This window comes from Terrabacter carboxydivorans, assembly GCF_039532035.1.
Classification (GTDB): Bacteria; Actinomycetota; Actinomycetes; order Actinomycetales; family Dermatophilaceae; genus Terrabacter; species Terrabacter carboxydivorans.
The window spans coordinates 164,145-182,782 of record NZ_BAAARE010000007.1 but is presented as its reverse complement, the minus strand read 5'-3'; the positions used below and the strand labels follow the sequence as shown (position 1 = coordinate 182,782).

The window sequence follows — 18,638 nt, the reverse complement described above, 5'->3', positions numbered from 1 at the left end:
CGTGACCGACCTGAACGACCAGTCCATCGTCCACCTCGAGTCCGCCGGGACCGCGCTCGTGCTCGAGCCGCGCCCCGGCGGCTCGGGTTTGCCCGAGGTGCTCCACTGGGGTCCCGTGCTCGAGGGCGGGGCGAGCACGTATGCCGCCCTGGCCGCGGTCACGACGGCGCCCCGGCCGCCGAGCTCCCTCGACGAGCCCTGGCCACTCACGGTCCTGCCGGGGGAGGCCGACGGCTGGTCGGGCACGCCGGGCTGGTCCGGCCACCGGGCCGGTGGCGCCGGCGCGGTCCGCTGGCACGAGGTGTCCTGCGTGGCCGAGGGGTCAGCCCTCGTGACGCGCGCGACCTCGCCGGACGGCATACGCCTCGAGCTGCGGCACGCGCTCGACGAGCACGGCGTGCTCCGCGTCGACGCGTCGGTCACCAACACCGGCGAGGATCCCGCCCCGCTCGACGTCGCCGCGCTGCGGGCGATTCTGCCGCTGCCGCTGCGCGCCGACGAGGTGCTCGACCTCACCGGTCGCTGGTGCCGCGAGCGCTCCCCGCAGCGCAGCCGCCTGGATCACGGCACGCACCTGCGCGCGAGCCGTCGCGGCCGCACCGGCCACGACGCGACGCTGCTCATGATGGCCGGCACCCGTGGGTTCGACTGGCGCACGGGCGAGGTCTGGGCCGTGCACACCGCCTGGAGCGGCAACCACGAGCACCTCGTCGAGGCCCTGCCCGAGGGTGCGGGCCGCCACCACGCCGTCATCGGTGGCGGCGAGCTGCTCGCGCCGGGCGAGGTCCGTCTCGCGCCCGGGCAGTCGTATGCCGCCCCGACGGTCGTCTTCGTCCACTCGACCGAGGGTCTCGACGGCCTCTCACGCCGCCTCCACCGCAGCCTCCGGGCCCGCGCCGGGCACCCCTCGCGACCGCGTCCCGTCGTGCTCAACACGTGGGAGGCCGTCTACTTCGACACCGACCTCGACCAGCTGAAGGCGTTGGCCGACAAGGCTGCCCGCATCGGCGTCGAGCGTTTTGTCCTCGACGACGGCTGGTTCGGCGGGCGTCGGCACGACCGTGCCGGTCTCGGTGACTGGGTCGTCTCGTCCGACGTCTGGCCGCAGGGCATGCACCCGCTCGTCGACCACGTGAAGGGCCTCGGCCTGCAGTTCGGGCTGTGGTTCGAGCCGGAGATGGTCAACGAGGACAGCGACCTCGTGCGCGAGCACCCGGACTGGGTGCTCGGCCCGGCCGAGGGCGCGCCACGCGAGTGGCGCTGGCAGCAGCTGGTCGACCTGACCAACGACGCCGCCCACGCCCAGCTGCTCGAGCAGATCAGCGGGCTCGTCGCCGACCTCGGCATCGACTACATCAAGTGGGACCACAACCGGGACCTCCTCGAGGCCGTGCACACCGTGGGTGGCCCCGGTGACCGACGCGTCGACGCCCCGGCGGTCCACGCGCACACCCTCGCCTACTACCGCCTGCTCGACGAGCTCCGCGCCCGGCACCCCGAGCTCGAGATCGAGTCGTGCAGCAGCGGCGGCGCGCGCGTCGACCTCGAGGTGCTCGACCACACCGACCGCATCTGGACGAGCGACTGCAACGACGCGCTCGAGCGGGCGAGCATCCAGCGCTGGACGAGCCTGCTCGTGCCGGCCGAGCTGATGGGCACGCACATCGGTCCCGCGACGGCGCACACGACGCACCGCACCGTCGACCTCGGCTTCCGCATGCTCATGGCGCTCCAGGGCCACCCCGGCCTCGAGTGGGACATCACGGGCTGCTCCGAGGAGGAGCTCGAGGCCCTCACGGCGTGGACGTCGCTCGCGCGCGAGCTGCGGCCGCTGCTGCACACCGGTGACCTCGTGCGCTCCGAGAGCCCCGACGGCACCGTGCTCGTGACGGGCACGGTCGACGCGGACCGCAGCCATGCGGCATACACGATCGCCCGGCTCGTGACGGGACGTGACGCGGTGACCGGCTCGCTGCCGCTCCCCGGGCTCGACCCCAGCCGGTCGTATGCCGTCCGCGTCCGTGCCGAGGCAGGGCTGCCCGCCGTCGTGCAGCACCAGGGTCCGCCCTGGTGGGACCTCGCGCTGGCCGACGACGGTCTCGTCGTCCCCGGCTCGGTGCTGACCGGTGTGGGCCTGCCCGTCCCGGTCGTCGGACCGGCCCAGGGCTACCTGCTCGACGTCCGGGCGGTGTGACCGGACTCCCTTGCCTCCCAGCGGAACCGGCGCGCCAGCACGACCGCTGCCACGACGGTCCAGGCCAGCAGGGCACCGAGGTGCCCGAAGGCCAGGCCCGTGCCCGTGACCGTCGGTCCCAGGGCCTCGCTCATGGCGGCTGACGCGTGCCGCAGCGGGAAGAGCCACGAGACCCACTCGAGCACGGTCGGGAACTGGGCGCCGACGACGAAGATGTCGGAGACGAAGGCGAGGGGCAGGAGCGTGCCCAGCGTGACGCCGATGACGGCCTGCGCCGACCGGACGAACGTCATGACGGCCATCCCGAGCACGGCGAAGCAGACGGTGGCGACCAACAGCGTGACGACGGCGGCTGCCAGCCCCGCCGGTCGAGCCGGACGGTAGGCGACAGCGGTGAGCACGGCGATGGCCGCGCCGGTGACGAGCGCGACACCGACCGCCCCGGCGACCCGTCCGGCGACGAGCACCGCGGCCGGCAGCGGTGCGCCCCCGGTGCGCTTGAGCACCCCGCGCTCACGGTCCTCGGCCACCCCCTGCGGCAGGTTGACGTACGCCGTGACCGCGGCACCGTAGACCGCCATGGTGCCGGCGTAGAAGACGCCGAGCGTCAGGCCGCCCGCCATGGGCCGGTCCCCGCCGCCGTTGACCGACGGGATGATCGCCACGAGCACGACCGGGAAGGCCACCGCGAAGAACACCGCGGACGCGTCGCGCCACAGCACCGACTGCGCGTGCCGCAGCTGGTCCACGAGCAGGGCGACGACGGACGGCGAGCCGTTGCGGCGCGGGACGGCGTCGGCGGCGTGCCGACGGGTCGCGGCGCCCCCGGCGGCCCGGGCGACCCCTGCACGCCGAACGGGGGCGCGGGCGCGGTCCTCGTCACGGCGCAGCAGGGCCGTGGCCACGACGGCACCGAGCAGCCCCCAGATCGCGATGACAGCCAGGTGGTCGGCCTGGAAGCCGCTGCCGGTGAGATAGGGGTTGAGCGCGTCGGCGAAGAGGGCGGTCAGGTGCTTGAGCGGGAAGAGCCAGCCGATCGTCGACATGACCGGCGGCATCTGCGCGCCGACCATGAACATGTCGCTGACGAAGGCGAGCGGGATGACGACCCCGTTGCTCACCGCCAGCGTCAGCTGCATCGTCGGCAGGGCCATCGCCAGCGCGAGGCCGAGGGCGCTGAAGGTCGCCGACGCGAGCAGCAGGGTGACGAGCACCGCCACCACCGAGCGGCTGCGCACGACGAGACCGTAGAGGGCGACGCCCGTGACGAGGACGAGGGCCGTCGAGACGAGCCCGAGCACGAGGGCGGCACCGACGCGACCCCCGACGAGGACCCACCGCGGCACCGGTGTGCCCGACTGGCGCTTGACGACGCCGGCCGCCCGGGCCTCGGCGAGCCCCACGGCGAGGAACGAGAAGGTCGCCATGACGACCCCGAACGAGGCCATGCCCGGCGCGAGGAACTGCACGAGACGCACGCCCTGGGTGGGGTCGATGACCTCGTTGCCGATGAGCGCCGACAGCAGCACGAAGAAGAGCAGCGGCAGCCCGATGCTGAGGATGAGGGTGACCGGCGTGCGGGCCAGGGCCACGAGCTCGTGCCGCACCTGGCGGCCGAGCACGGCGGCCTCCGCGCCCCACGGGTGGCTCCCGGACGCGGGCCTGCCGGCGATCGCGGTCATGACGCCGCCCTCTCTCGGGCAGGAGGCGCGACGGGGGCATCGACGTCGCGCGCGCCCTCGTAGTCGTAGTCCCCGCCGCCCTTCACACCGGCCTCGCCGACGAGGTCGAGGTAGACGTCCTCGAGGCTCGGCCGCCGCAGGGTCAGGGCCTCGAGCTCCTCCCCGCGCCCCAGCGCCCAGCCGGCGAGCTCGGCGACGTCGGCGGTCGGGGACTCCGAGCGCACCTCGACGACGCTCCCCGCCACGCGACGCCCGAGCCCGAAGACCGGCAGGTCGTCCGGCGCGAGCCCGGCAGGGAGGCGGAAGGAGATGACCGTGGCGACACCGGCGGCCGCCGCCAGCTCGTCCGGCGTGCCCTGGGCCACGATGCGCCCGTGGTCGATGACGACGACCCGGTCGGCGAGGTGCTCCGCCTCGTCGAGGTAGTGCGTCGTCAGCAGGATCGTCGCGCCGAGGTCGCGCAGGCTCTCGACGAGCTCCCACGCGTGGCGGCGGGCCGACGGGTCGAAGCCCGTCGTCGGCTCGTCGAGGAAGAGCACGTCGGGGTCGCCGACGATGCCGAGCGCGAGGTCCAGGCGCCGCCGCTGGCCGCCGGACAGCGTGCGCACCCGGGCGTCCGCCTTCTCCTCGAGGCCGGTGAGGGAGATGACCTCGGCGACGGGGCGTGGGTGGGGGTAGTAGCCGGCGTGCAGCCGCAGCAGCTCGCGCGGCGTGAAGCTGTCCTCGAAGCCGGCGTCCTGGAGCACGACCCCGATGTGCTCGCGGAAGGCCCGGCCACCCGAGCCCGGGTCGTGGCCGAGCACCGTCACGGTGCCGCCGTCGCGGGCCCGGTAGCCCTCGAGGACCTCGACCGTCGTCGTCTTGCCGGCGCCGTTGGGGCCGAGCAGCGCGACGACCTCGCCGTGCTCCACCGTCAGGTCGATGCCGTCGACCGCGGCGACCTCTCCGTAGACCTTGCGCAGCCCGCGCACCTCGATGGCGGCCATGGTCCTCGCCTCCCGATCCCGTCGACCGCGTGGCGCGCCGCTCGGCGCGAGCGCGCCTCACCTCCAGTCAACTCCGTGCCGAGCGGCCCGGCGCTCAGGTGTGAGCGATGCCTCCGCGCGCGCAGTCACGGCAGGTGCCGAGCAGGCCGGCGTGGCCTGTGTCGAGGACGAAACCGAGGTCTTCGTGCAGCCGGGCCGCGACGTCGTCGAAGAGGCCCGGGGCCACGTCGAGGACCCGCCCGCAGACGTGGCACTGCACGTGCGCGTGGTGGGCGGGCCGGGCCCGGTGGCCGTCGTGGCCCGCACGGACCTCTCGAGTCGCGAGCGCGTCCTCGGGACCGTGGCTCGGGTCATGGCTCGGGGCCGGCTCGGTCAGGTGGTAGACGGTCGAGGAGCCGCCGAGGTGCACGTGCGAGAGCACGCCGGTCGCGACGAGCGAGGTGAGGGTCCGGTAGACCGTGGCCCGGTGCACCGAGGGCTCGACGTGGGCCACCCGCGCACCGATCTGCTCGGCCGTGAGGTGCTCGTCGGCGAGGTCGGCGGCGTCGACGACGCGCAGGACGGCATACCTCGCCGGGGTGACCCGCTCACCCGCGGACCGCAGCCGGGACACGGCCTCGGCCACGCGCACGCTGTCGTCGGCACTCGGGGACGACGCGCTCTGGGGTGAGGTGGACACTCACCCATTATCGGCAGTGGCAGACTCTCCCCGTGCGCGCACTCACCAAGCTGACCGCCGGCCCCGGACTGTCCCTCGTCGACCGACCCGAGCCCGAGTGCGGGCCCGCGGACGTCAAGATCCGCGTCATGCGGGCGGGCCTCTGCGGCACCGACCTGCACCTCGCGGGCTGGGACGACTGGGCGGCGTCCACCGTCACGCCGCCGCTCGTCATCGGTCACGAGTTCTACGGCGAGGTCGTCGAGGTCGGCGAGGATGTGACCGGCGTCGCCATCGGCGACCGCGCCTCGGGCGAGGGCCACATCGTCTGCGGCCGCTGCCGCAACTGCCGCGCCGGCCGGCGCCACCTCTGCATCCGCACCCAGGGGGTCGGCGTCAACCGCGACGGCGCCTTCGCCGACTACGTCGTCATCCCGGCGAGCAACGCGTGGGTCCAGCCCGCCGACCTCGACCCCGACCTCGGTGCCGTCTTCGACCCGCTCGGCAACGCGACCCACACCGCGCTCCAGTGGCCGATGGTCGGCGAGGACGTCGTCATCACCGGCGCGGGCCCCATCGGCGTCATGGCCGCGGCGATCGCGCGGCACGCGGGCGCCCGCTACGTCGTCGTCACCGACGCGAGCGACTACCGCCTGGCGCTCGCGGAGCACGCGGGTGCCGACCTGACGATCAACGTGACGCGCGAGAGCCTCGCCGACGCCCAGGCCCACCTCGGCATGAAGGAGGGCTTCGACATCGGCCTCGAGATGTCGGGCGCCGCGCCCGCAGTCACCGACATGATCACCAACATGAACCACGGCGGCCGCATCGCGCTGCTCGGCCTGCCGCACCAGTCCTACGAGCTCGACTGGGGCAAGGTCATCACCCACATGATCACGCTCAAGGGCATCTACGGCCGCGAGATGTACGACACCTGGTACGCCATGTCGCAGATGATCGCCACGTCCGAGCGCTTCCGCTCCGCCGTCGCGCAGGTCATCACGCACCGCTTCCCGGCCGAGCAGTGGGAGGAGGCCTTCGAGACCGCGCGGTCCGGCCAGTGCGGCAAGGTCGTCCTCGACTGGAGCTGAAGGGCTTTCGTATGCCGTCCGCTCCCGACCCGCAGGACCGTCCCCGCCCGCTCGTCCTCCTCCACGGCCTCGGCCAGTCGCCGATCGCGTGGCAGGACTTCGTCTCGGCCTACGGCGCGGGCCGTCCGATGACGGCTCCGTGGATGAAGGGCCTCAAGCCCAAGGACCCCGTAGGCTTCGACCTCGCGGCTGCGGCCTCGGGCGTCGCCGACGAGCTCGAGCTGCAGGGTGTGCGGCAGGCCGACTTCGTCGGGGTGTCAGTGGGTGCGAGCGTCGCCCTGCGCCTCGCCGTCGAGCGGCCCGAGCTCGTCGGGCGGCTCGTGCTGGCCGGCGCGCTCGTGCGGCCGTCGAAGGGGGCGCTGCGGATGCAGCGGCTCGCGATGCGGCTCGTGCCGGAGAGCAAGCTCGTCGACGCCGGCGTCTCGCGGCCGCGGATGCTGGCCGTCCTCGACGCCCTCAAGGGCTTCGACGGCACCGAGTCGCTGCGCTCGGTCACGGCCCCCGCGCTCGTCGTCGCCGGGTCGAAGGACAAGGCGGGCGTCGCTGCGGCGCAGGAGCTCTCGCAGCAGCTGTCCGGCGCGCGGGTCCAGGTGATCGACGGCGCGGGACCGCTCGTCAACACCGAGTCGGCGCGCGAGCTCGCCGACCTCACGCACGCCTTCCTCGACGCTTCCTGAACCCCTGACCGACCCGCGGTTCGATGTATCCGCGCGGCCCCTGGGCCGCGCAGATACATCGAACCGGGAGGTAGGGCGGGTCAGCAGAGGTTGATGCCGCCGGCGTCGAGCAGCTTGGCGACGACCTTCTCGTCCTTGACGGCCGGGACCATCCAGTCCTTGCCGGCCACGGACTTGACGCCGGTCTTGCACTCGAAGGTGCTGACCCGGCGGTCGAGCTGGACGGCCTGGTCGTAGAAGGCGGCCTCGAGCGGCTTGCCGTCGCCGCCGGTGCACGTGACCTTGTGCTCGGCCAGCGACCCCTGCGGGTCGCCGCTGGACGGGCAGACGGTCTCGGCCACGAGCGCCCAGCTCGGGTGCGCGGCGGCCTCGGGCGAGGAGGCAGGGGAGCTGCCACCGCAGGCGGCGAGGGGGAGGGCGAGGGCGGCCGTGGCGCAGGCGAGGGTCAGACGTCGGAGCACGAGAGCGTTCCCTGAGGGTGGGGGATGGAGGGGGCGCGTCCCGGCGGTGGCCGGACGCGAGCGCCGACAACTCTAGAGGGCGTCGGCACCGATCCCCCACTCGAAAGAGGCGTTCCGAGCACGCGGGAGTGACAGAGTCGACACATGTCCCGCCTCGTCTACACCACGATCGCCTCCCTCGACGGCTACGTCGCCGACGCCGAGGGCCGCTTCGACTGGGCCGCTCCGGACGCCGAGGTGCACGCCTTCGTCAACGATCTCGAGCGCGACGTGGGCACCTACCTCTGCGGCCGGCGCCTCTACGAGGTGATGGTCTACTGGGAGTCCGCCCCGACGGAGCCGACCGACGCCGACGATCCCGACGACCACATCGCGCAGGACTACGCCCGCCTCTGGCAGGCCGCCGACAAGGTCGTCCACTCCCGCACGCTGACCGAGGTCACGAGCGCGCGCACCCGCCTCGAGCGCGACTTCGACCCTGCCGCGGTGGCTCGCTTCGTCGCGTCGGCCGAGCGCGACGTGAGCATCGGCGGGCCCACCCTCGCCGCCGAGGCCCTCCGGGCCGGCATCGTCGACGAGCTGCGCCTGCTGACGGTGCCCGTCGCCGTCGGTGGCGGCACGCGGAGCCTGCCGGACGGCATACGCCTCGACCTCGACCTGCTCGACGAGCGCCGTTTCGCGGGCGGCACGACCTACGCGAGGTATGCCGTCAGGAGGTGACCGTGCCTCCCGGGCCCCCTGCGTCGGCAGGGTCGCCCGCATCGCCGGACCCGCCGGCGGGAGAGGCGTCGAGGGCGGCGAGCCCGTCGTGGAGGGTGCGCAGGAAGTCGACGCGCCGGCGCGCCTCGGTGCCGGCCATGACGAGCAGGAAGTCGACCTGGTCGCGCACCTGGCGCAGCTGCTCCTCGCTGCCGAGCTCGCTGGCGCGGCGATAGACGTCGAGGGCGTGCTGCGCCTCGTCGGTCGAGGCCCGCGGGCTCCACAGCGCGTCGAGCACCAGCAGGTCGCCGTAGACCGCGACCGTCCAGAAGGTCGGCGAGAGGTAGGCCTCCTCGCGGGCGGCCTTGAGGGCGTCGTCGATGAGCTCCCGGGCCTGGGACCGGTCGAGCGGCTCCCGGCCCGGGGCCGGCCGCCACCGCAGGGCGAGCTCGGCCGCGAGCCAGTTGGCCAGCGCGCCGTGCCGGCGCCGGTCGGTGGCTCCGGAGGCGGTGCGGGCCGCGGCGTACCAGTCCGAGGTGTTCGCCAGCGCGGCGTGGGTGCGCGACCAGTCGGCCGAGTGCGGGGCGCCCGGGCGCTCGGGGCACGTCACGAGGGCGAGCCGCTTGTAGGCGCTCGCGACCCGCCACAGCCGGTCGATCCCGACGGCGACCGGGGCCGCGTTCGCGTCACCCGGGAGGAACGCGGCCCGCTCGGGCGCGTGGGCGCCGAGGACGAGGGAGGCGGGGTTGTCGAGCAGCGCCCGGAGCCGGTCGATGGCCGACTCGATGGTGGCGACCGCGTCGTCGACGGCGTCGTCGTTCGTCGCCGCGGCCCGGACCACCTGGTCGATCCAGACCTCGAAGTCGCGCACCGTCAGGGCGGTGCCGCCCCGCTCGAGGGTCTGCTCGAAGTACTGCGTGGCGTGGGTGAAGTCGCCGAACTTGTTGTAGGTCCGGGCGATGAGCACCTGGAGCGCGTCGTCTTCCCGGTCCTCCGGGGTCAGCGCCTCGTAGAGCTCGCGCAGGCGGTCGAGCCCGAAGCGCGTGTTGCGGCTGACGTCGACGGACTGGCTGAGGTTCTCGATCTCGACGCGTGCCTGCTCGGCGCTCGCCGGGGCCCGCTGGGCGGTGGTGGCGCGGTGCACGGCGGCGTCCGGCGCGAGGCGGTAGTCCGGGTCGCCGTAGCACTGGTAGGCACCCCACGTGTTGACCGCCGGGAAGTCGTTCCACGTCTGCCAGCGGGCCGCGCTGAGCGCCTCGCCGAAGGTCAGGCCCGACAGCATCCGGTCGTAGAGGGTCGTGGCGAAGGTCGAGGCCGCGCCGTCGTCGACGGCCCAGCCGCAGGCCACGACGGCCCGCACACCGATGTCGATGAGCTCGGTCGCGAAGCTCGCCGCGAGCCGGTGGTAGTTGCCGCTGCGCGGCGCCGCGACCCCGGGCACGGCCGGTCCCGGGGCGCCGAAGCCGCCCGGTGCGCCGAGGGCGCCCTGACCGCCGGGAGGCGTCGAGGCGTTCGGCGTGGTCGGGGGCAGCAGGCCCAGCGAGCCCATGGTGCCGAGGTGGCAGCAGTTGACGACGACGAGCTCGGGGACCTGCCGCATCTGGCCCACCTCGCCGGCCGTGAGGTACATCCCGTTGCCGAGCACCATGCCGGTCACCGTGGCGTCCGTGCCGTCGCCGAGGGGCCACTCGTAGACGCCGTGACCGGCGAGGTGGACGACCCGGTAGGACGTCGCGAAGAGCGCCTGGACGACCTTGGTGCCGCTCTCGGCGATGAGGGGCTCGGCCTCGAAGCCGCTCGCACGCAAGGCATCTGCGACGTTGCGAGCCTCGCGCTGCGCGGCGGGAAGGGCGCTGAGCCCGCTCGCGGTGTCGCCGACGACGAGCGCGCGGCTGCTTGTCGCGGAGAGTACGTGGCTGCGCATCGATGAGCCCTCGAGCTGGCGCACCAGGCCCCGGCGCACCCCGAGCGGCTCGCGGTCCTCCTGCGTGCCCTGGTCGTCGAGCAGCTCCCACGGGTAGTGCGCCGAGCCGCGGTCGACGAGGAGCACGAGGTTGTCGGTGTCGGGGGCCTGGGCCTTGAGGTCGTTGGGGAAGAGCAGCTCGAACAGCGTCCGGGCAGCCGACGGGTCCGGCGACGGTGAGTCCACGAGGGACTCGACGAGGCGGTCGACGAGGGCACGCTGGGTCGGCACCGTGCGGGTCGGGGTGCCGGCCCGACGCGTCGAGGCCTCGAAGGTGAGGCTCCCGTCGGGCTCGCTGCGCACCCGCACCTGCTGCCACCAGCCGGAGGGCTCGGAGAAGAGCAGCCGGCGCTGACGCCCCGGACGCTCCGCGAGCCGGAGGTCGGCGGTGAAGGAGTCGGCGAGCTCGCCGCTCGTCAGCGAGGAGCCGAGGGCCTCGACGGCCTGCAGGGCCCGGTCCTGCCACAGCTCGATGACCTCGACCTCGGCGATGTGCACCGCGAGCTCGGTGTCGGCGAGCCGGTCGTTGGCCCGCTGCACGCCGGTGAGCAGGGCCTGCACGCTGTCGCGGACCGACAGCCCGCCCTGGCCCGTGCCGATGAGGAGGCTCGAGAGGCTGAGCTGGAGCACCTCGGTGCTCGCCGCGGAGGCGCCTCCCGTGAGGTGGCCGAGGGCGGCCGTCAGGGCGGCGTGCGCGATGGCCCGGGCCAGCGTCGCGGCGCTCAGGCCGCCGATCGGGCCGAGGCCGGCGACGATCGCCCCGGGCGGCCGGGTCCACTCCTCGGGGTCGGTGAAGATCTGGCAGGTCTCGATGGGCCCGGGGTAGATGCCGAGCATCGCGGCCCGGGACAGCCGACCGTCGAGCAGCTCGTCGAGGGCGCCCTCGCCGCCGACGAGCGTGCTGCCGGGATAGTGACCGACGACGACGTGGTGGCGGGCGAACCGCAGGTCGCCGTGCGAGATGCGGACCCGCGTCAGGGGGCGCGACGGATCGGCGTCCGGGTCCGTGCCCGCGCCGGCGTCGCCGGTCTGGGCCGCGGCCGCAGCCGCTGCGGGCGCCGCTGCCGGCAAAGCTGGGGCAGCCGCCGCGGGTGGGGCTGGAGGTGCACCGGTGGGAGCCGGCTCGGCTCCTCGCGCCGTCGGTGCGGCTGGGGGAGGAGGTGTGATCGCCGGTGCAGCGACGGGCTCTGGTGCGGACTGCCGCTCCGTGTCCTCGGCGACGGGTGGCTCGGGAAGCGCCTGCTCGGGCAGCACCTGCTCGAGTGGCACCTGCTCGGGCGCGTCCTGCTCGGGGGACGCCGACTCGGGAAGGCCCGTGTTTCCGGCGACGGGCGGGACGGCATACGGCTCGGGCTGCGTCGGGGAGCCGTCACCCACGAGGGTCGACACGGCTCAGGCCGTCCCGGAGAGGAAGACCTGGTCGAGGCGGGGGGCGCGGCCCTCGAGCTGCGGCACCTGGTCGTAGTTGCCCGTCAGGCCGGCGAGGGTGCGTGCGTGCAGCTCCCGGTAGGTCGCCTGCGGGGCCTCGCGCATCGCGCGGACGAGGTAGTAGGTCAGGGCGCCGTTGTAGGTGCCGGCGATGTCGGCGTCGGCCGAGGTCTGGTCGTCGCGGCAGCCGCTGAGGAGGGTCTCGGTGATGTCGACGACGTGCACGTCCTGCTGCCGTTGCCGCCGTCGCGACCGGTTCGGAGTGCCGGTGAACTCGCCTCCTCCCGCCTCGTCGTCCGGGTTCGGCAGGAAGCGCGAGAGCACCTCGGGCGGGGGCGCGTCCGGGCGACGGGGCTCGCGGGTGTTGCTGCCCGAGTGGCAGCAGTCCATGACGACGGTCAGCGTGGCGCCCGGGTCGAGACGGTCGAAGGTCGTCCGGAGCCAGTCGTCGGTGAGCGGGTCGTTCCAGTCGAGGTCGTGCGGGCAGAGGATCTCGTCGCGGTGGTCGGTCGTCTCGTCGCCGTTCGTGTCGGGGACGTTGGAGCCGTGGCCCGAGTAGTGCAGGTAGAGCACGTCGCCCGGTCGCGCCGAGCCCACGAGGTCGGTCATGGCCTGCGTCATCGCCGCCTTCGTCGCACCGTCGTCGACGAGCATCGTGATGTCCGCGTCGGTGAAGCCGTAGACGTCCTTGAGGGCGCCCGCGACGTTCTGCACGTCGTTGACGCAGCCCCGGAGGTCGGCCCCCGGGATCGCGTACTGGTTGACCCCGATGAGCAGTGCACGCTTGGACATGGCGAGCTCCTTCGACCCGTGGCCGTGCGGCAGGCGCCTCGGCCCCTGCGCACCAGTGTTCTCCTCCCGGCCCGGTGATACAGCGGGTTCGTCAGGAGTGGTCGTGGCTCCAACCCGACCAGCGGGTGACGCTCACCCGGACGAGGGGACCAGCGGGTCGCCGCGCTGCGTACTGCGGGTACTTTTGGGCCAGCGAGTCCAGGGCCTCGGCGGTCCCGGCCGCTCCCAGCTCGAGCACGTCGGCCGGGCCCTCGGCCCGCACCCACCACAGCTGCGTCCAGTCGTCGTCGTAGTGGTCGACGAGCAGGGCGACCGACGGGTTGGCCTCGACATTGGCGAGCCGCTGGAGGGCACGCGTCGACTTGGGCTTGTCGTCGACGGCGCTCCACACGAGGTCGCCGCTGACGGCGAAGACGACCGGGACGAGGTGGGGCCGGCCGTCGGGGCGCACCGTCGCGAGCCGCGCGACCCGCGCTGCCGCGAACCGCGCCCGCAGATTCGCCCGCAGGTCCTCGTCCACCTGCCCGAGCCTAGGCCCGAGCCCGGCTTCGGTGTGCCTGCCCGGCGTGGTTGCATGAGGCATGGCGACCCACGAGACACACCTCGTCCACACCCCCGACGGCCGCGACCTCGAGGTCCTCGTCACCGGACCCAGCGACGGGCTGCCGCTCGTCTTCCACCACGGCACGCCACAGGCGGCAGTCCCCTTCGGCATCCTCGAGCGGCCCGCCACCGAGCGCGGGCTGCGCACCATCACCTGCTCGCGGCCCGGCTACGGCCGCTCGACACCCAGGGCCGACGCCGCGACCACGGCCACGGTCGCCGACGACGCCGCCGACACCGCACTGGTGCTCGACGCGCTCGGCCACGACACGTTCGTGACCCTCGGCTGGTCCGGCGGCGGTCCCCGCGCCCTCGCCTGCGCGGCCCTGCTGCCCGGGCGCTGCCTCGCGGCGACGTCGGGAGTCGGCATCGCCCCGCCCGACGCCGAGGGTCTCGACCTCACCGCCGGCATGGGGCCCGAGAACGTCGCCGAGTATGCCGCGACGGCCGCGGGTCCCGAGGCGCTGACCGCCTTCCTCGAGGAGTACGGCACCCCCGTCCTGCGCGCCACCGCCGACGAGATCGTTGGCGAGCTGAGCGGCCTGCTGCCACCGGTCGACCGGGCGGCGATGACCGGAGAGCTCGGCGAGTACCTCGCCTCCGCATCACGTCACGCCGGCGCCCAGGGCATCGTCGGCTGGCGCGACGACGACCTCACCCACACCCGTCCGTGGGGCTTCGACCTCGCAGCGGTCACCGTGCCCACCGCCGTGTGGCAGGGCACCGAGGACCTCATGGTGCCCTTCGCCCACGCCCAGTGGCTCGCCGCCCACGTCGCGGGCGCACGGGCCCACCTCGTCGAGGGCGAGGGCCACGTCTCGCTGCTCATGCGGATGGGTGACATCCTCGACGACCTGCTCTTGCTGGCGGGCCGCTGAGGTCCGCGCCACACGGCATACGCTGGGTGGCGCATCCGCTCCGCGCCCACGGGCACGACCCACGCGACCCACGCGACCACACGAAGGACACCGATGTACGGCTCAGTCAAGGACGAGATCGCCGCCACCCTGCAGGAGATCAAGGACGCCGGCCTCTACAAGAACGAGCGCGAGCTGACGTCGCCGCAGTCGGCCCACGTCACGACGCTCAAGGCCGAGGCGCTCAACTTCTGCGCCAACAACTACCTCGGTCTCGCCAACGACCCGGTCGTCGTCGAGGCGTCGAAGAAGGCGCTCGACGAGTGGGGCTTCGGCATGGCGTCGGTGCGCTTCATCTGCGGCACCCAGACGTTGCACACCTCGCTCGAGCACAAGATCAGCGAGTTCCTCGGCACCGAGGCGACGATCCTCTACTCGTCGTGCTTCGACGCCAACGGCGGCGTCTTCGAGGTGCTCTTCGGCGCCGAGGACGCCATCATCAGCGACGAGCTCAACCACGCCTCGATCATCGACGGCGTGCGCCTGTCCAAGGCGATGCGCTACCGCTACAAGAACGCCGACATGACCGACCTGCGGGCGCAGCTCGAGGCCGCCGTCGCAGCCGGGGCCAAGCGCAAGGTCGTCGTCACCGACGGCGTCTTCTCGATGGACGGCTCGTACGCGCCGCTGGACGAGATCTGCGACCTCGCAGACGAGTTCGGCGCCCTCGTCTTCGTCGACGACTCGCACGCGGTGGGCTTCGTCGGTGACGGCGGCCGGGGCACGCCCGAGCTGTTCGGCGTCATGGACCGCGTCGACATCCTCACGGGCACGCTCGGCAAGGCCCTCGGCGGCGCCTCCGGCGGCTACGTCTCGAGCCACCAGGAGGTCGTCGACCTGCTGCGCCAGCGCTCGCGCCCCTACCTCTTCAGCAACTCGGTCGCGCCGTCGGTCGTCGCCGGCTCGATGGCCGCTCTCGAGCTCGTCGAGGGCTCGGCCGAGAAGCGCGAGACGCTCAAGGCCAACACGGCGCTCTTCCACTCGCTCATGACCGAGGCCGGCTTCGAGCTGCTCCCGGGCACGCACCCGATCCGCCCGGTGATGTTCCCCGGCGAGGACGGCGCCCGTCAGGCCGCGCAGATCGCCGACCACATGCTCGGCAACGGCGTCTACGTCATCGCCTTCAGCTTCCCCGTCGTGCCGCGCGGCAAGGCCCGCATCCGCGTGCAGCTGTCGGCGGCGCACTCCGAGTCCGACGTGCGCGCGTGCGTCGACGCCTTCGTGGCGGCCCGGGCCGCCGTCGGCTGACCTGCGGCTCTGGTCCTCGTCCCGGCTCCTCGTGCGCACCGGGTCTCTTCGTCAGTGGCAGGACGCTGACGAAGAGACCGTTCGCTGACGAGCGGACGGACCGCTCACCGACCGGTGCGCCGGGTCAGCCCGTGGGCAGGTCGCGCAGCCAGGGCCGCGTCAGGTCGAACCTGCGGCCCGAGATCTCGTCGACCTCGATGGCGACGACGATCGACTTCGGGGTGTCGACCCAGGGCCGGACGGGCAGGCGCTCGACGACGTAGGCCGCCTGCCCCTCGAGCGTGCGGGCCCGGCCTCGGCAGATGACGCTCGTGGCGCGCTCGCCGACGATCTCGTCGACCTCGAAGGCGACGTCGGTGTTGGCCGTGACGCCGAAGAGCTTGCTGCCCTCGGCCGTCATGAAGACGAGGCGGTCGCCGTCGACGGCGTAGTTGATGGGCGTGATGTGCACCTCGCCCACGAGGTGGAAGGCGAGCCGGCCGAACTCGTGCGCACGGAGGAAGCCCCAGGACTCCTCCGGGTGAAGGACGTGGACCGGGTCGTGGTCTGACATGGCGACCTCCTTGGTGTGCCGTATGGCGACTGCCTGGCTACTACCCATGGTAGTAAGAACTCCGTCCGACGCACCGGGCGAGTGACGAGTCCCCGGTCACACGAAACCGTGCGATTGACTGTGCCCATGGACTTCTACAGCTCCTGGGCCCAGGGCTTCGCGCGCGTCGCCGCGTGCACGGTGCCGATCGTCGCGGTCGACCCCGAGCGCAACGCCGACTCCGTCATCGCACAGCTGCGTGACCTCGACGACGACGGCGTGGGGCTCGCGATCTTCCCGGAGCTGTGCCTCTCGGGCTACGCCATCGACGACCTCTTCCTCCAGGACACGCTGCTCGACGCCGTCGACGACGCCCTGGCCCGCATCGCCGAGGCCACCGCCGACCTGCGTCCCGTCGTCGTCGTGGGCGCGCCGCTCGAGAAGGGCTCCCGGCTCTACAACTGCGCGGTCGTCATCCACGCCGGTCGCATCATCGGTGTCGCGCCGAAGTCCTACCTGCCCACCTACCGGGAGTTCTACGAGCGGCGCCACTTCGCGCCGGGCGACGACCAGCGTGGCCAGACCATCGACGTCGCCGGCGACCGCGTGCCCTTCGGTCCGGACCTGCTCTTCCGGGCGACCGACGTGCCGGGCTTCGTGCTGCACGTCGAGGTCTGCGAGGACATGTGGGTGCCGGTTCCGCCGAGCCACGAGGCAGCCCTCGCCGGGGCCACGGTCCTGGCCAACATCTCCGGCTCGCCCATCACCGTCTCGCGCGCCGAGGACCGACACCTGCTCGCGCGCAGCGCCTCGGCGCGCTGCCTCGCGGCCTACCTGTATGCCGCGGCCGGGGAGGGCGAGAGCTCGACCGACCTCTCGTGGGACGGCACGACGATGGTCTACGAGAACGGCGCCCTGCTCGAGCAGAGCGAGCGCTTCCCCGAGGGCCCGCGCGCGTCGGTCGCCGACGTCGACCTCGACCTGCTGCGCCAAGAGCGCCAGCGCCAGGGCACCTTCGACGACAACCGCCGCACGCTCGCGGCCCGGGTCGACGGCTTCCGCACCGTCGAGATCGAGCTCGACCCGCCGACCGGCGACCTCGGCCTGCTCCGCAAGGTCGACCGCTTCCCCTTCGTCCCGGACGACGAGGACCGGCTCGCCCTCGACTGCTACGAGGCCTACAACATCCAGGTGTCCGGCCTCGAGCAGCGGCTGCGCGCCATCGGCCAGCCGAAGGTCGTCATCGGCGTCAGCGGCGGCCTCGACTCGACGCACGCGCTCATCGTCGCTGCCAAGGCCATGGACCGGCTCGACCGCCCCCGCAGCGACATCCTCGCCTTCACGATGCCCGGCTTCGCCACGAGCGACCACACGAAGACCAACGCGATCGCCCTCATGGAGAGCCTCGAGGTCACGTGGGAGGAGCTCGACATCCGCCCCGCGGCGACCCAGATGCTCGAGGCGATGGGGCACCCGTTCGGCCGCGGCGAGGAGGTCTACGACGTGACCTTCGAGAACGTCCAGGCCGGCCTGCGCTACGACTACCTCTTCCGCATCGCCAACCAGCGCGGCGGCATCGTGCTCGGCACCGGCGACCTCTCCGAGCTCGCGCTCGGGTGGTGCACCTACGGCGTCGGCGACCAGATGAGCCACTACGGCATCAACAGCGGCGTCCCGAAGACCTTGATGCAGCACCTGATCCGCTGGGTCGTCTCCTCCCGCCAGTTCGACGAGGAGGTGGCCGGGACGCTCACCTCGATCCTCGACACCGAGATCAGCCCCGAGCTCGTGCCCGCCAAGGAGGGGGAGAAGCCGCAGAGCACCCAGGCCGTCATCGGGCCCTACCCCCTGCAGGACTTCACGCTCTTCCACGTGCTGCGCCGCGGCTACCGGCCCTCCAAGATCGCCTACCTCGCGTGGAACGCGTGGCGCGACAGCGAGGCGGGGGAGTGGCCGGCGGGCTACCCCGAGGCCGAGCGCACGGCCTACGACCTGGCGACGATCCGGCACTGGCTCGAGGTGTTCGTCAAGCGCTACTTCGCCAACCAGTTCAAGCGCTCCGCGCTGCCCAACGGTCCCAAGGTCGTCGCCGGGGGCTCGCTCTCGCCACGCGGCGACTGGCGTATGCCGTCGGACGCGACCTCCGTCGCGTGGCTCAGTGAGCTCGACGCGAACGTCCCTGAGAAGTAAGGCGGTCCGAGTGGCAGGCAAGGTCACCGTCCGTGACTACGACGAGTCCGACTGGCCCCACGTGTGGCCGGTCATCGAGGAGGTCGTCCGCGCCGGCGACACCTTCCCCTTCCCCACCGACCTGACCGAGCAGGAGGCCCGCGGCATCTGGCTCGAGAACGGTCCCGGGGGCCGGGTGGCCGTCGCCGTCGACGGCGACCGGGTCGTCGGCACCGCGAAGATGGGACGCAACCGGCCGGGCCCCGGTGCGCACGTCGCGACGGCCAGCTATATGGTCGCCGCCGACGCTCGGGGACTCGGTGCCGGCCGGGCGCTCGTCGTCGACTCGCTCGACTGGGCGCGCGAGTCCGGTTATGCCGCAATGCAGTTCAACGCCGTGGTCGCCACCAACACCGGCGCGGTCAGGCTCTACGAGAGCCTCGGCTTCACCGTCGTGGGCACCGTGCCGCGGGCCCACGAGCTCCCGAGCGGGGAGCGCGTGGGCCTGCGCATCATGCACGTCGACCTCTGACGGCCG

16 protein-coding genes are annotated in these 18,638 nt (G+C 73.1%); 8 read left to right on the top strand and 8 right to left on the bottom strand.

The features are described 5' to 3' along the window. The first annotated feature begins 1 nt into the window (after window position 1). Window positions 2–2,194: an alpha-galactosidase gene (locus tag ABD297_RS09500; RefSeq protein ID WP_344254659.1), complete on the top strand. Its 2,193-nt coding sequence runs from the start codon at window positions 2–4 to the stop codon at window positions 2,192–2,194. Here ABD297_RS09500 and ABD297_RS09495 read toward each other — a convergent pair. The 3 genes from ABD297_RS09495 to ABD297_RS09485 all read right to left on the bottom strand — a co-directional run bounded on the left by ABD297_RS09495 (window position 2,167) and on the right by ABD297_RS09485 (window position 5,541). Beyond that, window positions 2,167–3,876 carry an ABC transporter permease gene (locus ABD297_RS09495; protein WP_344254658.1) on the bottom strand — a complete coding sequence of 570 codons (1,710 nt, stop codon included), beginning with the start codon at window positions 3,874–3,876 and terminating at the stop codon, window positions 2,167–2,169. The genes ABD297_RS09500 and ABD297_RS09495 overlap by 28 nt on opposite strands. Next, window positions 3,873–4,862, bottom strand: a complete 990-nt coding sequence (locus ABD297_RS09490; protein WP_344254657.1) for an ABC transporter ATP-binding protein — start codon at window positions 4,860–4,862, stop codon at window positions 3,873–3,875. Before ABD297_RS09490 ends, ABD297_RS09495 begins: the two co-directional genes overlap by 4 nt. A 94-nt stretch (window positions 4,863–4,956) precedes the next feature. Continuing rightward, window positions 4,957–5,541 carry a Fur family transcriptional regulator gene (locus ABD297_RS09485; protein WP_344254656.1) on the bottom strand — a complete coding sequence of 195 codons (585 nt, stop codon included), beginning with the start codon at window positions 5,539–5,541 and terminating at the stop codon, window positions 4,957–4,959. Between the two features lie 32 nt (window positions 5,542–5,573). Here ABD297_RS09485 and tdh point away from each other — a divergent pair, with 32 nt between their 5' ends. Both tdh and ABD297_RS09475 read left to right on the top strand, forming a co-directional pair. Further along, entirely contained in the window at window positions 5,574–6,611 is a 1,038-nt protein-coding gene (gene tdh, locus ABD297_RS09480; RefSeq protein ID WP_344254655.1) for an L-threonine 3-dehydrogenase, read from the top strand. Window positions 6,612–6,622: 11 nt separating this feature from the next. Further along, on the top strand, window positions 6,623–7,288 hold the full coding sequence (locus ABD297_RS09475) for an alpha/beta fold hydrolase (protein ID WP_344254653.1): 666 nt from the start codon (window positions 6,623–6,625) through the stop codon (window positions 7,286–7,288). A gap of 80 nt (window positions 7,289–7,368) precedes the next feature. Here the strand turns inward: ABD297_RS09475 and ABD297_RS09470 are convergent, their stop codons facing one another. After that, window positions 7,369–7,749 (bottom strand): hypothetical protein, encoded by a 381-nt coding sequence (locus tag ABD297_RS09470; RefSeq protein WP_344254652.1) that lies wholly within the window; start codon window positions 7,747–7,749, stop codon window positions 7,369–7,371. 144 nt (window positions 7,750–7,893) lie between these two features. Between ABD297_RS09470 and ABD297_RS09465 the strand changes: the two genes are divergently transcribed. After that, on the top strand, window positions 7,894–8,469 hold the full coding sequence (locus ABD297_RS09465) for a dihydrofolate reductase family protein (protein ID WP_344254651.1): 576 nt from the start codon (window positions 7,894–7,896) through the stop codon (window positions 8,467–8,469). Here ABD297_RS09465 and ABD297_RS09460 read toward each other — a convergent pair. The 3 genes from ABD297_RS09460 to ABD297_RS09450 all read right to left on the bottom strand — a co-directional run bounded on the left by ABD297_RS09460 (window position 8,459) and on the right by ABD297_RS09450 (window position 13,151). Next, complete coding sequence (locus tag ABD297_RS09460; protein WP_344254650.1) at window positions 8,459–11,800, bottom strand: CHAT domain-containing protein; 3,342 nt, start codon at window positions 11,798–11,800, stop codon at window positions 8,459–8,461. The genes ABD297_RS09465 and ABD297_RS09460 overlap by 11 nt on opposite strands. Window positions 11,801–11,803: 3 nt before the next feature. Continuing rightward, window positions 11,804–12,631 carry a caspase family protein gene (locus ABD297_RS09455; RefSeq protein WP_344254649.1) on the bottom strand — a complete coding sequence of 276 codons (828 nt, stop codon included), beginning with the start codon at window positions 12,629–12,631 and terminating at the stop codon, window positions 11,804–11,806. A 91-nt stretch (window positions 12,632–12,722) separates the two neighbouring features. After that, window positions 12,723–13,151: a TIGR03668 family PPOX class F420-dependent oxidoreductase gene (locus tag ABD297_RS09450; RefSeq protein ID WP_344254647.1), complete on the bottom strand. Its 429-nt coding sequence runs from the start codon at window positions 13,149–13,151 to the stop codon at window positions 12,723–12,725. Between the two features lie 61 nt (window positions 13,152–13,212). Between ABD297_RS09450 and ABD297_RS09445 the strand changes: the two genes are divergently transcribed. Both ABD297_RS09445 and ABD297_RS09440 read left to right on the top strand, forming a co-directional pair. After that, on the top strand, window positions 13,213–14,112 hold the full coding sequence (locus ABD297_RS09445) for an alpha/beta fold hydrolase (protein WP_344254646.1): 900 nt from the start codon (window positions 13,213–13,215) through the stop codon (window positions 14,110–14,112). Window positions 14,113–14,205: 93 nt separating this feature from the next. After that, window positions 14,206–15,399, top strand: a complete 1,194-nt coding sequence (locus ABD297_RS09440) for a glycine C-acetyltransferase (RefSeq protein ID WP_344254645.1) — start codon at window positions 14,206–14,208, stop codon at window positions 15,397–15,399. 124 nt (window positions 15,400–15,523) lie between these two features. Here ABD297_RS09440 and ABD297_RS09435 read toward each other — a convergent pair whose 3' ends face one another. Beyond that, window positions 15,524–15,952: a pyridoxamine 5'-phosphate oxidase family protein gene (locus ABD297_RS09435; protein WP_344254644.1), complete on the bottom strand. Its 429-nt coding sequence runs from the start codon at window positions 15,950–15,952 to the stop codon at window positions 15,524–15,526. 126 nt (window positions 15,953–16,078) lie between these two features. On the opposite strand from ABD297_RS09435, the gene ABD297_RS09430 reads away from it, so the two are divergent. Together ABD297_RS09430 and ABD297_RS09425 are read left to right on the top strand one after the other, a co-directional pair. Then, window positions 16,079–18,121 carry an NAD(+) synthase gene (locus ABD297_RS09430; protein WP_344254643.1) on the top strand — a complete coding sequence of 681 codons (2,043 nt, stop codon included), beginning with the start codon at window positions 16,079–16,081 and terminating at the stop codon, window positions 18,119–18,121. Between the two features lie 10 nt (window positions 18,122–18,131). Continuing rightward, window positions 18,132–18,632 (top strand): GNAT family N-acetyltransferase, encoded by a 501-nt coding sequence (locus ABD297_RS09425; RefSeq protein ID WP_344254642.1) that lies wholly within the window; start codon window positions 18,132–18,134, stop codon window positions 18,630–18,632. The last annotated feature ends 6 nt before the right edge of the window (window positions 18,633–18,638 follow it).

Bases quoted from the DNA above. Each gene is read 5' to 3' on its own strand.
- ABD297_RS09475 (WP_344254653.1), top strand. From the start codon at position 6,623: ATGCCGTCCGCTCCCGACCCGCAGGACCGTCCCCGCCCGCTCGTCCTC.
- ABD297_RS09465 (WP_344254651.1), top strand. From the start codon at position 7,894: ATGTCCCGCCTCGTCTACACCACGATCGCCTCCCTCGACGGCTACGTC.
- ABD297_RS09455 (WP_344254649.1), bottom strand. From the start codon at position 12,631: ATGTCCAAGCGTGCACTGCTCATCGGGGTCAACCAGTACGCGATCCCG.
- ABD297_RS09430 (WP_344254643.1), top strand. From the start codon at position 16,079: ATGGACTTCTACAGCTCCTGGGCCCAGGGCTTCGCGCGCGTCGCCGCG.
- ABD297_RS09435 (WP_344254644.1), bottom strand. From the start codon at position 15,952: ATGTCAGACCACGACCCGGTCCACGTCCTTCACCCGGAGGAGTCCTGG.
- ABD297_RS09440 (WP_344254645.1), top strand. From the start codon at position 14,206: ATGTACGGCTCAGTCAAGGACGAGATCGCCGCCACCCTGCAGGAGATC.
- ABD297_RS09445 (WP_344254646.1), top strand. From the start codon at position 13,213: ATGGCGACCCACGAGACACACCTCGTCCACACCCCCGACGGCCGCGAC.
- ABD297_RS09490 (WP_344254657.1), bottom strand. From the start codon at position 4,862: ATGGCCGCCATCGAGGTGCGCGGGCTGCGCAAGGTCTACGGAGAGGTC.
- ABD297_RS09495 (WP_344254658.1), bottom strand. From the start codon at position 3,876: ATGACCGCGATCGCCGGCAGGCCCGCGTCCGGGAGCCACCCGTGGGGC.